This window comes from Latilactobacillus curvatus JCM 1096 = DSM 20019 (assembly GCF_004101845.1).
Lineage (GTDB): Bacteria > Bacillota > Bacilli > Lactobacillales > Lactobacillaceae > Latilactobacillus > Latilactobacillus curvatus.
Window position 1 is genome coordinate 528,476 of record NZ_CP026116.1, and the last position, 13,777, is coordinate 542,252.

The window sequence follows — 13,777 nt, forward strand, 5'->3', positions numbered from 1 at the left end:
ATCCGTAGTGATTATGAAAGGGGTTTTATGCTGATGTATTACGTTGTGATGAAGTCAAATGATATTCGCCGAAACTTGGCAACCGAACAATATTTAATGAATCAAAAAAATTTCGATGAACCACTCTTACTATTCTACATTGAGAAACCATGCATTATCGTGGGCCGCAACCAAAATACGTATGAAGAAATCAATCAAAAATACGTGGAAGACCATGATATTACAGTCACACGCCGGTTGTCTGGTGGCGGTGGGATTTATCAAGATCTCGGTAACCTTTGTTTCAGTTTCGTGGTGAACGCAGATTCTGAACAATTCGGTGATTTCAAATCCTTCACGCAACCAATCGTCGATGCACTCCATCAAATGGGCGCCACAACGGCTGAAGTTTCTGGTCGCAATGATATGTTAGTGGACGGTAAAAAATTCTCAGGGAACGCGATGTACACCAAGAATGGTAAAACCTTCTCCCACGGTACCCTTTCATGGGATGTTGATTTAGATGTTTTGACCCAAGCCTTGAATGTCCCTGCAGATAAGATTGCGTCAAAAGGCATTAAATCGATTCGACAACGCGTCACAAACCTAAAAGGGCACGTTGACCCTGAATACCAAAACATGTCGACAGAAGAGTTCAGAGACGTCTTATTACTGAACTTGATGCACGCCGATCAACTAGCTGATATTGCCGACCGCGAATATCAATTAACGGCCGCAGACGAACAAGCCATCGATAAGATTTTTAACGATCTCTATAGCAATTGGGACTGGGTCTATGGCAAGTCACCTAAATCAACGATTCAAAAACGCAAACACTTCGATTTCGGGACGATTGATGCGCGCTTGTTAATCGAAAATGGGAAGATTGCCAACGTCAAGTTCTACGGCGACTTCTTCGGTTCCGGCGATGCCAACGAATTGGCTGAAAAGTTAGTCGGCACGGTTTATGACCGTGAACATTTAGCAAGCACTCTCGAACCAATCGACACCACGTCCTATTTCACAGGGATTCCAAAAACAGAATTAGTTGAATTATTAGCACAATAGTAACTAGCTAAAAAGAGCTACTACCAGAATAATCTTGGTAGTAGCTCTTTTAGGTTAACGTGCAAATCGTTTAAAACGAATCGCCATGCGTCTGGTTTGCATGAAGTGTTGACAAATACCAGCAATAACTAATGGGATGAGGATGCCTATTACCCCACTAATCCAGAAAATCGGTTGGTGGAATAGATTTGCGAGTTGGTTCATTGGTTGATCACCAGGAATGTTCAGGACAAAAGTATCCACCCAGCTTGGTAACATGCGTTCAATCGCTGGTTCAATGTAGTGTTGATAGAGTGTCGACAGAATTAGCCATGCAGCAAATAAGAAAAGCCAAGCTTTACGTTCAAATAACGTAATGAAACTGCTAATGGCAATCCCTTCTGCCATGATGGTCCAGATGAGTACAATGGCCAGCAGGACGAAACGGCTATCAAGAAAGAAGCGATTAATCCCACTTTGGTGGGCAGCAATGAAGTATGTGCCGCCGTAGAGTGTTAGGAAACTAATCAATTGACTGCTGAAGAGGCTAATCACTTGGGTGGTATAACTAATACTGCGCGGAATGCCATTTAGAATCCCAAAATTAAACGGCTTGCGGGTTGTCGCAAACGAAAGGAAAATCAGAACGAGTTGGCTGACGACTAAGGAACCGCTCAAGAGCGTGAACCAAAAGGCCTTCCAGGTCATTTGATTGGAGAAGATTAAAATGGAACCGCCTGTGATGATGACGAAGACGGCAATTGCCATTAATAAGCCGCGCCAAATCGCTGCTAGGCGGTACCGCATCATTGCATTAAACATGTGCTTCACTTCCTTTGTTCGTTAATTTAATGAAAGTTTCTTGTAGATCGATATGGTCAATCGTTAGACGATCTGGAATAACCCGTTCTTCTGGTAAGACGTCATAAAGATAAACCGTGTATAAGGTCCCCATTTGCTGGGAATCTAAGACGTTTAAGTCGGTACAGTACTCGCGAACAAGTTCTTCCGGGCCACTGACACGGTAACTCTTGGCGAGGACGGTTTCCAAATCATCATCGACAATTAATTGAGCGTCGTTCAAGACCAAGACGTGTTCGACTAAGGTCGCGATTTCTTCGATGATATGGGTCGCAACGACAAATGTCCGTGGCCGACTTTCATAGGCCTGTAAAATGTAGCGGTATAAGAGGCTACGGTAGTTAGCATCTAAGCCTAAGACTGGTTCATCGAGGAAAACATATTCCGCCGGCACACAAAGCGCAACAATTGTTTTAAAAATCGTGCGGTACCCAGTTGAAAGCTGATTGAGTTTCTTTTTTGGATTCAAATCAAATGCAGTCAGCATTTCTTTGGCGAGTGCATGATCAAATGAACCTTGCAGTAAGGCGGTATTTTTAATAATGGTCCGCAATTTGTCATCTTTATTAAAGAGATTGATTTCCGACATCAAGTAAATCGTTTGTAACGGATGATCGCGACCGGTTAAGACCGTATCGCCCCATTTAATCTCACCTAGGGATGCAGTTTGATGATTGGCTAGAATACTTAATAAGGTACTCTTACCCACCCCATTGCGGCCGAGTAAGCCGTAAATTGTATTGGGTTTAAGTGTTAAGTTGATGTCGTCGAGGACGACCTGTTTCCCAAATTGTTTAATCAGTTGTGTGGTTTGTAAATTAGGCATGGTCATAACCCCTTTCAATCAGTGCAATTAGGTCGTCTTTGGTTAGATTTAATTGTTGTGCTTCAGTGATAAATTGGGCAACATAGTGTTCAAAAAATTCAGATTGCCGTTTTTCAGTGATCTGTGCGGGTGCGCTTGATGTGACGAACATGCCGAGTCCCCTTTTCTTTTCGATTAAGCCGCTGGTAACGAGTTGATTCATCCCTTTGAGTACAGTGGCTGGATTGATATTGAATTGTCTGGAAATTTCAGTTGTCGATGGGACTTGACTACCAGGTGGAAAGACCCCAGTAAAAATACCCTCTTCAATTTGTTCGGCAATCTGCCGGTAGAGTGGTGTATCATTATTAAATTCAAAAAGCATCCGGAACACCTCCGTTTCGTTAATTGGTTAGTTACTTATGTAGTTAACTATAATACGTAGGCTGCGAAATGTAAACCGCTCCTCAAAAACATTTGATTATTCGTTCATATTCACCTATTATGTACTTATAATCAAATGTTTTCAGAGAGGATGAGAACGATGCAGACAGCCTATTGTTTCATTGATTTAGCGGATAGCCGCACCCGTTTTACGGAACAAGCACAGACACTCCAGTTATTGCAACACTTCGCCGACACGTTGAATCACCATTTTCCAGCGTTATTAACACCATTTGCAATTAAGGATGGTGATGGTCTATTGGGCGGTTTTTCAGCGGATGACCAGGCACAGATTGTTGATGTCTATCCCTTTTGTAATGCCTATTTAAAGAGTGACGCTTTTCAAACTTTCTGGCAGACACATTTTGCGGGGCTGGCGGAGCCCACTTTTTATTTTGGGGTTGGCTTAGGAACGATGACTACGCCGAGTCCAAGTGACTATCAGGATATCAATCGGGTCAACGGGACAGCAATTGTGAACGCCCTCGCCGCAGCAGATCAAGCCAAACTGTTGCGTCAAGGTGCTGAATTAGCACAAGGTTATCCCTTTATGACGACGGCCTTTCAATTTCAATTAGTGGCAGATCAACCAGCCGCAAATGGGATTAATGCCCTCTTTTATTTAATTTATGAGCAACTCTTGAATACGCAGTTGCGCAAGGACGCTTTTGCTGAAATCGTGCTTCAACCAACATTGAAACGCTATGAATTAGCGGAATTGTTGTGGACCAAATACGGCGTTGCTTCCTATGAACTAGACTACAGTGATCAAAAAGGGCGTGCATTAGCCTCTAGTAAAGTCAGTCGCTTACTGAATCAGATTCAGTATCCCTTGATTGAACAGACCCTGGCAACGTTGCGCGCGCAACTGATGACCTTTAAGGAGGCAGTCGAATGAACCTCTTTGCGCTTTTCTTGCTTAGTCATATTGGCTGCGACTTTGTCTTTCAATCTGATCAGATGGCTCAATGCAAACGATCAACGAAACTCGGTGTGAAATGGTGGCCATTATGCAAGCACGCACTGACACAAGTCCCGTTAGTGCTTATTTTATGGGGTGGCGGTTGGTTAATGGCACCACCTACTTGGCCACATTGGCAACCGTTACTAATCGGCTTAGTCATCATTGTGATGAGTCATTGGCTCATTGATCTATTTAAACAAAATAGCCAGCCACTTTTAAAAGCACAGCTACATTTAACCAGCAATCGCGTACCAGTGATGAGTTATACCATCGATCAAGCACTCCATTTAATAGTGATCGGTCTTGTGAGCATGTTCCTCGGCCAGCAATGGGCGTTTAACCATGTGAACCGATTGTTATTGGCTGCCAGTATTGTTTTGAGCACGTTATTATTTGCCGATTATTTCATTAGCTTCTATTTAAAAGGACTGGATTTAAACATGGATCGCCTGCCAGATGGTGCAAAACTGGGTCGGCATATTGGTCATTTAGAACGGTTTGCCATCTTAATCTTGTTTTACACGCACAATGTTGCGAGTATTGCTGTGATTGTGGCGATTAAGGCGCTGACCCGCTTTAAAGCCATTGAATCCAACGAACACCACTTCGCCGAATATTACCTCATTGGGAGTTTGCTCAGTCTGATCTTCGGCTGTCTTGGCGGTTATCTATTAAGTCTTATTGCGCATTAAAAAAGTGCCACAGAATCAGGATTTTTCCTGTTCTGCGGCACTTTTTATATTATTCAGCGATGATTAATAATGATTTAATCGCTTTGCGTTGATCCATTGCTTCATAAGCGGCTTGAATATCATCTAAGGTAAAGCGTTGTGTAAAGACTTTACCAGGATTAATGGCACCCTTTAAAACAGCATCCAATAAACGAGCGCGATCATGAGTCGTTACGGCAGCAATTCCCCCACGCAAACCGATGTTCTTCCGGAATAAGGCATTGGTGTTCATCTCTGCTTTTTGGGGAATGCCGACACGACCAATGACAGCCCCTGCGCCAGCAACGGCGACGGCAGTGGCGACGGATTGTTCGGTCCCGACACATTCTAAGACGGCGTTGGCCCCAGCGTTGTCGGTTAACGCCATCACTTTTGCGACCCCTTCGTCACCGCGTTCAGCAACAATGTCTGTTGCGCCGAATTCAAGGGCTAATTTTTGCCGGTCCGCATGACGACTCATCGCGATAATCCGTTTCGCACCGAGTAATTTGGCGCCAATCACACCACATAAACCAACGGCGCCATCACCCATGACAACGACTGTGTCACCGGGTTTCACTTCAGCGGACACGGCAGCGTGATAGCCGGTTGCCATGACGTCTGAAAGCGTCAATAGATTATTCAGCATTTCATCAGAGTAATCGCTTGGTTGGCCAGGAACTTTAACGAGGCCCCAGTTTGCATTGTGATAACGGAGATATTCGGCTTGGTAGCCACCAGGATTATTCTCGCGGTTGGTACAATCGCCATCAAAACCGTTTAAACAAGCGGCACAGTGGCCACAACCATGGGTAAATGGCACGATCACAAAATCACCGACACTAACATTTTGTACGTCAGTCCCAACAGCATCAACGATGCCAATTGCTTCGTGACCGGTGAAACCGCCTACTTCTCGTTTTGAAATCCCACGATACCACCATAAATCAGAACCACAGACGCACGCGCGGATAATGCGCACGACCGCATCGGTTGGTTTTTCAATCGTTGGTTTTGGTGCTTCGGTAATGGTCATTTGACCAGGACCCATAAAAGTAGCTGTTTTCATAACTATAATCTCCTATCTCTTCCTATTATATTGTCTTTACTATACACCTTAGACCTCACTTTAATGCAAGCTTTTTTTAAAGTCCAATCGCCAGTTGTTGTTTCTTGCTTAACACTTCGTCTTGGGTAATCCCAATATAATGGAGCGTCGTTTCTTGCGTTGAATGACCAAAATCAATCATCAATGACCGCACGTCCCCGAATTGTTTGTAGAACCAGTAGCCGTAAGTTTTGCGCATCGTATGGGTGCCAATATCATTACGCCCAAGTTTCTTACCTGCTTCAGTCAACATGCGGTAAACACCGTTGACGGTGATGTGGTTATCGCCGACGCGGCTAGGAAACAACCAATCATTGCCTAGCAATTCATTATTTTGAATATAGGGACTGATGTATGGGCGTAAACTCGCCAAACTAATTTGGCGCCACTTACCCGTTTTTTGTTCAACAATCACGGGATTGTCTTCGATCACATCTTTGACTTTTAACTGCACAATATCAGAACAGCGTAAGCCAGTATTAATGCCGAGTAAAAATAATAAATAATTGCGACTACCCATTTGTGAATGGCGCAAGATGACTTTCATGTCTTCAATCTCATCTTTTGTCCGTAAAGGTTGAACATTTAATTTTTTGCCTTTTTTAGTGCGCGATTTCCGCATGTTTTTTCCGCCTTTTTGACCGCATTCTTTTTCTCTATATCATTATAAACCATGCGGTGGTATTTTGCACCTTTGATTATCGTTGATTTAAAGGGATTCCGAGCGCATTCTTTCTACCAAAAGAATGCGCTCAAACACATTAAAGGCTATTGATGGCTAAATCACGGTCTAATCACGTTTATAAACGATCAATCACCAGAGGCGCATTTTAAGGACGTTTCAGATTAGTGAGTGGACAAGTGGTCGCGAAACTTGCTTAAAATGCGAATTCAAAAAGGCCCCTTAAAGTCACAAAAAAAACAGCGTTAAGACAAAAAGTCCTAATGAAGTGAACCCCCGATATTGGACCAAAATCCAATATCGGGGGTTTTTATATTGACCAAATATTCTAAAACATTAAAAATAAAAGTTGTTCAGGATTATCTAACGTCATCCTTAGGTTATGAATTAATAGCGAGAAAATATGGTATTAAGAGTAACTCACTAGTTGTCTCGTGGGTTCAACGTCATAAGGCCTTTGGCCCAAAAGGACTAGATGTCCTATCACCCAAAAAAACATTTGATGGCTCATTTAAGATGAATGTTTTAAAATGGATGAAAACGAATAAGGCTTCTTATCCGAAAACCGCACTTCATTTTAATATCTCAAACGTCGGGACCATCTGGCAATGGCAACATATTTGGGAGACTGAGGGTGCTGATGCCTTATATCGTTCCAAAGGACGGCAAACAATTATGTCAGCTGATAAACAATCAAAAAAACGGCAACAAACAGAGTTAGAACGTCTTAGAGAAGAAAATGAGTTGCTACAAATCGAGAATGAATACCTAAAAAAATTAAGAGCCTTAGTCCAGGAAGAAGAAAACAACAAGCGCAAGTCATCCAAGAGCTAAGGCTTAAACACAAACTAGTAAAAATTCTAAAAATAGTTGGTATGGCCAAAAGTACGTATGAATACATTATTAGTCATGAACCGAACGGTTCATCTGACCAATCTGTTAAACAAACCATCCAAATAATCAAGAAGAATCATCCAGCGTACGGTTATCGTCGTGTAACTGGTGAATTACATCGTATGAATATCTTAGTAAATCATAAAAAAGTACTTGTCTTAATGCGAGAACTGCAATTACTATCAACTGCATTTAACAAACGTACTCGTAAATATAATTCATATAGAGGCAATGTTGGCACCGTTGCTAAGAACTTAATCAACCGTCGTTTCTTCACCGATCGTCCTTATCAAAAACTAGTAACAGACGTTACTGAAGTTCGCTGGGGAACCAAGACAATTGATGAACGCGCCTATTTCACATGTATTTATGATTTATTCTCAGGTGAAATTCTCAGCCATCAAGTTAGTAAACACCCTACTGTTGAATTTACTACAACTGTTTTGAATCGAGCAGTTAAGAAAATCTCTAAGAATTTAAAATACCGGACAACAGTCCACTCAGATCAAGGATTTCAATACCAGCATCAAGATTGGACTCATATCTTGAAAGAACATCGCATTTTTCAAAGTATGTCTCGCAAAGCAACATGTTTAGATAATGCAGCAATGGAGAGCTTTTGGTAGATTGTAAAATTAATCCGAACGCTGTTCGGACAAAAAAGATCAGCTTCCTTTAAAATGGTGTTTACCACAAACCCATCTTTTAGGAGCTGATCTTTTGTCTAGTATAACCTATTCCGAACGAATTAAAATCGAAACCTTTTGTGAACTAGGGCTGTCCAATATCCAAATGGGCGTTCGGCTGAACCGATCACCGTCAACAATTTCTTATGAATTATCTCGATGTCAACCTTATCAGGCTGAATTAGCACAAACAGATGCCGAATACAAGCGATCACGATGTGGTCGGAAAACTAAGCTGAGCGATGAGTTAAAGCAAAAAATTCTCAACCATTTACGTCTAAGCTGGTCACCAGGAATGATTGCTCACGAATTTAAACTAGCTACTAAATCTATTTATAATTGGCTAAATCAGGGGAGAATTGGCTTCTCCTTGAATGATCTACCTGAACATGGCGTACGCCAACGGCGTAACGTTGACCAACGATCCAAATATAATCAATCTTTGGGGCGATCAATTGAACAGCGTCCCATGATGATTAATCAACGTAAGCGCATCGGCGATTTTGAACTAGATACAGTCGTTGGTCCTCGTGGGCATAGTAAGGCAGTTTTATTAACTTTAATCGATCGCAAATCACGGTTCCTTTGGGCATACCGGTTAAAAGATCGGACGACAGCGACTGTTAATGAAGCACTAACTAAGTTCCTAACCACTTTTAATGGTCCGGTGCACAGCTTTACTGTGGACCGTGGCACTGAGTTTAGTGGGCTAGTATCACTTGAATCACAATATGGTATTAAGACCTATTACTGCCATGCTTATACTCCAGCTGAACGTGGTAGTAATGAACGCTTTAATCGGAATTTACGTTATTTTTATCCTAAAGGGACTCGTTTTGAGCACATTAGTGCTCAAGATTTAACGACGACGTTACTCCAAATTAACCAGCGACCGCTTAAAATACTCGACTGGCAAACACCGTATCAGGTTATGCTGACAAATTTGTCCAAAAATTCGGATTAAATTTGCAATCTACCTTTTTCCATATTATGAAAGCCGAAGCTTTCTACCAAAAAGAAACCGATACTTATGAAACGCTAGTTTCACAAATATCGGTTTGGATTGATGATTATAATTTTTCAAGAATTAAAACAAAACTGGGTTGTAAAAGTCCGATTGAATATCGAATTTTTACAACCTAGAAAGCTGCTTAAAGTTTCGTCCAATATTTGGGGTTCACTTCAAACGCTGTTTTTTAATAGCCGGCTGACAAGTCTACCGGATTGACGGATAATTCACCTTTGTCTAAATAACTGGGTAAATTTTGATCGAAAATTTTGAAGAGCCGTTCATGGATATCAGCGATGTAACCTGAAATATGTGGCGTGATAATCAGGTTTGGTGTGGCCCATAATGGTGAATCACTTGGTAATGGTTCGTTTTGGGCAACATCGATTGCTGCTCCTGCCAAATGACCGGATTGTAGATAGTGCATCAAAGCTGCTTCGTCGACTGAAGCGCCGCGCCCTAAATTGAAGAAGTAAGCCCCTCGATGGAGTTGCGTAAAAAAGGTGGTGTCGAAGAACCGATTGGTGACCGGTGTTAATGGCATCACATTAATCACGAAGTCTGCTTGTGGCAATGCTTGTTCGTAATCCGTGTCGGTTAGAATCTGATCAAAATTGGCAACGGGTTTCTCGTGCCGATTAACGCCAATTGTGTGCATACCCATGACGTGGGCATACTTTGCAATTTCCTCACCAATTTGACCTGTTCCAAAAATGAGGAGTGTGCGGTGTTCCAAATTTGTCATTTGTTCACCAATAGCATGATGCTCCCATTGATGCGCTGCTTGTGCGGGTAAGCTCTGATAAATCCCACGGGTAAAGTGTAATATGTAACTTAATGCCGTCTGTGCGATTGGTTTTGCGTGCATCCCGCGTGCGTTTGATACCAGTACCCCTTGCTTAGCTAACGTGGCTAGTGGTAAATAATCAACCCCTGAGCTTGCGGTCTGAATCCATTTTAATTGATTACCGGGCTCTGCTAAAATTTTCGGGCCTACATCTTTATTCCAACCAAACATAATCTCAATACTACCCAGTTGACTTGGTTTTAAATCAGCTAAAGCGATGATTGTTAAACCTTTTGCAGTTAGTGCTTTGACGTGTTGTTCAGGAATTGTTTCTGCTGCTAAAATGACTGTCAAGTTGATCCCTCACCTTATTATTGAAGTAATCTTTATTATAAGGGATTTTCAGCAAATAAAAAAGCATTACCGACTGAAAACGGCAATGCTTTATAAAAAATTTTATTCTTTTTCTGCACGTGGCCATACTGGACGACCCCAGTATTGGAATAAATCAGTTTGAATCCGACCATTATACAATTTCCGGCGTTTAGTTGCGCGTTGCCCGAATGATTCTTGGAATTGTAAGTCACTTGTTAAAATATACTTACTCCAAGTCTTCAATGACCGATAGGTATCACCCATTTCTTTATACAAAGCACGGGCTTGTGTTTGGTCGCTTAATCGTTTCCCGTAAGGAGGGTTGGCGATGATGACCCCGTTGGTTAAATCTGTCTTGAAATCTTTAACAGCGAGTTGTTTGAACTGGACATCATGTAAAACACCAGCTTCGTTCGCATTCAACTTAGCGATATCAATCATGTTTTGATCGATATCATAACCAAAAATTTCAAGTGGTTGGTCTTTTTCGGCTGCTTTCGCTTCGGCTTTGGCATTTTCTAAAACAGAAGCATCGATCCAATCGAAGTCTTCAAAGGCAAACTTACGATGCATACCAGGTGCAATGTTGTGACCAATTAAAGCTGCTTCGATCGCAATGGTCCCAGAACCAGTCGTTGGATCAACAAATGGCATATCAGGTTGCCAACGGCTTAAAAGAATTAAGGATGCCGCGAAGTTTTCCTTCAATGGGGCTTCCCCTTTTTCAAGGCGGTAGCCCCGCTTGAATAAACTAGGACCAGTTGTATCTAAGCTGATCGTCACGACATCTTTTAGGATGCTGACTTCAAGCGGATACGTTGCGCCTGTTTCAGCTAAACGTGTTCGGCGGTGATAGACAGTACTTAACTTATCAACAATCGCTTTTTTAGTGATGGCTTGCACGTCTGGTTCGCTATGGAGCGTTGAACGGACTGAGCGACCAGCAACTGGAAAAGCGGCGTCTAATGGCAGGAACTTGTCCCATGGCAAAGCTTTCACTTGTTCAAAAAGGTCATCGAAGGTTTTGGCCTCAAATTGACCAATCGCGATTTTCACCCGATCAGCACTGCGTAACCAGAGATTGGTTTTTGCAATATCTGCCACATCGCCTTCGAAATACACCCGGCCATTATCTGAACGTGTTTCATAACCGAGATTTTGTAATTCTTTGGCCGTAATGGATTCAATCCCACTCGCCATTGTTGCGTATAGTTGGTAAGTCATGTTTTTAAAGATCCCCTTAGGAAATTATTTTTTAAATAAAAAGAGCTTGGGCAAAAGCCCAAGCCACCTGATTGTAAACCTTTATAGGCCATGTTTTGTTCCAGAACTTCCCCAGGAAGAAAGTTCCTTCAGTAATCATCTATCTGTTCTTACGAACTCTCATTTTTAGTTCATTTCCATAAATGAGACGCCCCTACCAAAGTTTGGGTTACTCGCTCGCGGGGTTTACCTCGTTCCACCGTCCAAGTTTCCAAGGACGCTCCGTCACTGTGGCACTATTTAAGGATATTCACGCATGACCGAAGTTTTAGCGCTTTTTCCGCCGTTACCGTTAAGGTACCCTGGCTTATTGGGCCAGGCACGAACACTACAAGCATCTCAGCCTGTGCGGGCATGGACCTTCCTCAGCCTACCGATGTAGACCGCGATTACTCAAGATTTACAAATATTGAATCAATGTTTATAAGTATAGCACAGGATTAAAGATTTGTCTCGTCAAATTGTGAATGATTTTGAACTCTTGTCTGTGGAGCTTGATTTTGTTCACTTAACTTAGCACCGAACACGTGGCGTTCAAGGTTTGATAAGCGTTTCAAAATATCATAGTTGGTTGCTGCTGAAGCTTGTTGTGGTGCACTTTCCTTCACGTTATCAGAAGCGCTGAGTTGGCGGTTTAATTCATCAACCTTCTTGAATAAGCGGGCATTTTCCGCCGTTAGCCGATTGATTGCTTCTTGATAAGTTTGATAGTCTTTAATAACTAAATCAAGGTAACCATCGACTTCTTCAGGTTCATAGCCCCGCATTTTTGTTTTAAATTCTTTTTTCAATATATCAGTTGGGTTCAATTCGATTTCAATTTGATTGTCCATTTTGACACCTCATTTAGAATAAATGTACTATGATTCCCATTATAGCAAAGTTATCAGATAATTAAAACTCTTGCTGATCTAATTCCGCTAACTCAGTCGCGATATCTTGTAGTTCGAAAAAATCGACCAAGTTAATCGGATAATCTTGTTGGTCTTGATATTGGCGGGCTGCATGATAATCATATTCTGGTTTGCCCGGTGATTCACGATCATAGTATAATAGTTGACCATCCGTATGGGTCAGCATGAATTGTTGATACTGGCGCAATTGTTGCGGTCCAGAATACGGTGCGTTAACCACTGGTTCGCAAAAATCGACTCGCGCTTTGAGCTGACTCAATTGAGCTTGGTTATTTTCGTTCCATTGTTGACCAAAATCATTAAACGGCAACATCATCGCCAATTTTAAATCCGGATAGTCCGTTTTTAGTTCAATAGCAACTTGCAGACTCCACTGTTCAATCCCCATTTGGCCACCAGTGATCACCCACTCGAGCCCATCATCTAAATATTGTGTTAACTGCTTTTTTAAGGAATATTTAATTACTTTAAGTTTCTCGTCAGTTTCGCCAAAAACACCGAGTTCATAGCTTCGATAGCCGCTCACCCATAGTCGTTTCAAGTCAGGTCCCTCCCAAATGATTTTCAATTAAACTAAACATTGCTATAATAGTGAAACAGGAGTGTGATTTTCAATGGCCTTTCATTATCCTAACGGACAGCCTTATACAAATAATGAGACAAAACCAACTAAAAAGCAAGCCCGGCAACCAGAAGCAACAACGTTATTTGGTAAACGCGGCATGACGTTGGAAGAAGAACTCAATGATAGTAATCAGTATTATCGATTACATGCAACGGCTGTCGTGTATAAGAAACCAACGCCAATTCAGATTGTGAAGGTCGACTACCCTGCCCGCAGCCAAGCGGTTATTAAAGAAGCTTATTTTAAACAAGCCTCAACAACTGACTATAATGGGATTTATCAGGGCCGTTACGTCGATTTTGAAGCGAAGGAAACGAAGAATAAAACCGCGTTTCCGTTTCGGAACTTCCATCAACATCAGATTGAACATTTCAGAGCCTGCTTGAATCAAGGTGGCATCTGCTTTGTCATTATGAAATTTGTCCCGCTACAACGGCTATTCTTGTATCCCGCAACAGAACTGATTAGCCGCTGGGACGCGCAAGTTGATGGTGCACGAAAATCGATTTCACTCAGTGATGTGATTGACAATGGGATTGAGATTAAGTACCAACTTAATCCAATTATTCCCTACTTAGATGCCGTAGATCAGTTATTAAAGCGGTCAAATAAAGGAGTTTAAAG

General features: G+C 42.0%; 14 protein-coding genes, 1 other RNA gene and 2 pseudogenes. 7 read left to right on the forward strand and 10 right to left on the reverse strand.

Features of this window, described 5'->3' with window-relative positions; all coding sequences use genetic code 11:
* Positions 1-33 precede the first annotated feature (33 nt).
* Positions 34-1,047 carry a lipoate--protein ligase gene (gene lplA, locus LCU_RS02850; RefSeq protein ID WP_056967062.1) on the forward strand — a complete coding sequence of 338 codons (1,014 nt, stop codon included), beginning with the start codon at positions 34-36 and terminating at the stop codon, positions 1,045-1,047.
* A 54-nt stretch (positions 1,048-1,101) separates the two neighbouring features.
* Here lplA and LCU_RS02855 read toward each other — a convergent pair whose 3' ends face one another.
* Genes LCU_RS02855 through LCU_RS02865 form a run of 3 tightly spaced genes read right to left on the reverse strand, consistent with a single transcriptional unit; the run spans position 1,102 to position 3,077 of the window.
* Positions 1,102-1,848: a hypothetical protein gene (locus tag LCU_RS02855; protein WP_004270831.1), complete on the reverse strand. Its 747-nt coding sequence runs from the start codon at positions 1,846-1,848 to the stop codon at positions 1,102-1,104.
* Positions 1,841-2,713: an ATP-binding cassette domain-containing protein gene (locus LCU_RS02860; protein WP_056967064.1), complete on the reverse strand. Its 873-nt coding sequence runs from the start codon at positions 2,711-2,713 to the stop codon at positions 1,841-1,843. Before LCU_RS02860 ends, LCU_RS02855 begins: the two co-directional genes overlap by 8 nt.
* The gene (locus tag LCU_RS02865; RefSeq protein WP_076790321.1) at positions 2,706-3,077 is read right to left on the reverse strand and encodes a GntR family transcriptional regulator; all 372 of its coding nucleotides are present in this window, start codon (positions 3,075-3,077) and stop codon (positions 2,706-2,708) included. Before LCU_RS02865 ends, LCU_RS02860 begins: the two co-directional genes overlap by 8 nt.
* A 159-nt stretch (positions 3,078-3,236) precedes the next feature.
* On the opposite strand from LCU_RS02865, the gene LCU_RS02870 reads away from it, so the two are divergent.
* Both LCU_RS02870 and LCU_RS02875 read left to right on the forward strand, forming a co-directional pair.
* Positions 3,237-4,034 carry a hypothetical protein gene (locus LCU_RS02870; protein WP_004270833.1) on the forward strand — a complete coding sequence of 266 codons (798 nt, stop codon included), beginning with the start codon at positions 3,237-3,239 and terminating at the stop codon, positions 4,032-4,034.
* Entirely contained in the window at positions 4,031-4,792 is a 762-nt protein-coding gene (locus tag LCU_RS02875) for a DUF3307 domain-containing protein (RefSeq protein ID WP_056967052.1), read from the forward strand. The genes LCU_RS02870 and LCU_RS02875 overlap by 4 nt, the downstream gene beginning before the upstream one ends.
* A 49-nt stretch (positions 4,793-4,841) precedes the next feature.
* Here LCU_RS02875 and LCU_RS02880 read toward each other — a convergent pair whose 3' ends face one another.
* Positions 4,842-5,879 (reverse strand): zinc-binding dehydrogenase, encoded by a 1,038-nt coding sequence (locus tag LCU_RS02880; RefSeq protein WP_004270825.1) that lies wholly within the window; start codon positions 5,877-5,879, stop codon positions 4,842-4,844.
* Between the two features lie 76 nt (positions 5,880-5,955).
* Positions 5,956-6,540: a tyrosine-type recombinase/integrase gene (locus LCU_RS02885; RefSeq protein WP_056967050.1), complete on the reverse strand. Its 585-nt coding sequence runs from the start codon at positions 6,538-6,540 to the stop codon at positions 5,956-5,958.
* A 375-nt stretch (positions 6,541-6,915) separates the two neighbouring features.
* On the opposite strand from LCU_RS02885, the pseudogene LCU_RS02890 reads away from it, so the two are divergent.
* The 3 genes and pseudogenes from LCU_RS02890 to LCU_RS02900 all read left to right on the forward strand — a co-directional run.
* Positions 6,916-8,117, forward strand: a pseudogene (locus LCU_RS02890) (IS3 family transposase); the annotation flags it as partial.
* A 97-nt stretch (positions 8,118-8,214) separates the two neighbouring features.
* On the forward strand, positions 8,215-9,144 hold the full coding sequence (locus LCU_RS02895; RefSeq protein WP_003592463.1) for an IS30-like element ISLpl1 family transposase: 930 nt from the start codon (positions 8,215-8,217) through the stop codon (positions 9,142-9,144).
* 11 nt (positions 9,145-9,155) lie between these two features.
* A pseudogene (locus LCU_RS02900) lies at positions 9,156-9,323 on the forward strand (IS3 family transposase); the annotation flags it as partial.
* Between the two features lie 53 nt (positions 9,324-9,376).
* Here LCU_RS02900 and LCU_RS02905 read toward each other — a convergent pair.
* The 5 genes from LCU_RS02905 to LCU_RS02925 form a co-directional block, all read right to left on the reverse strand.
* The gene (locus LCU_RS02905; protein ID WP_056967175.1) at positions 9,377-10,330 is read right to left on the reverse strand and encodes a phosphoglycerate dehydrogenase; all 954 of its coding nucleotides are present in this window, start codon (positions 10,328-10,330) and stop codon (positions 9,377-9,379) included.
* A 102-nt stretch (positions 10,331-10,432) separates the two neighbouring features.
* Positions 10,433-11,575 carry a THUMP domain-containing class I SAM-dependent RNA methyltransferase gene (locus LCU_RS02910; RefSeq protein WP_056966876.1) on the reverse strand — a complete coding sequence of 381 codons (1,143 nt, stop codon included), beginning with the start codon at positions 11,573-11,575 and terminating at the stop codon, positions 10,433-10,435.
* A 79-nt stretch (positions 11,576-11,654) separates the two neighbouring features.
* Positions 11,655-12,015, reverse strand: an RNA gene (gene rnpB / locus LCU_RS02915) — RNase P RNA component class B.
* A gap of 39 nt (positions 12,016-12,054) precedes the next feature.
* Positions 12,055-12,447 (reverse strand): cell division regulator GpsB, encoded by a 393-nt coding sequence (gpsB, locus tag LCU_RS02920; protein ID WP_004270560.1) that lies wholly within the window; start codon positions 12,445-12,447, stop codon positions 12,055-12,057.
* Between the two features lie 61 nt (positions 12,448-12,508).
* Positions 12,509-13,069 carry an SLOG family protein gene (locus tag LCU_RS02925; RefSeq protein ID WP_035186509.1) on the reverse strand — a complete coding sequence of 187 codons (561 nt, stop codon included), beginning with the start codon at positions 13,067-13,069 and terminating at the stop codon, positions 12,509-12,511.
* Positions 13,070-13,142: 73 nt separating this feature from the next.
* On the opposite strand from LCU_RS02925, the gene recU reads away from it, so the two are divergent.
* Entirely contained in the window at positions 13,143-13,775 is a 633-nt protein-coding gene (gene recU / locus LCU_RS02930) for a Holliday junction resolvase RecU (RefSeq protein WP_039099581.1), read from the forward strand.
* Positions 13,776-13,777: the final 2 nt, after the last annotated feature.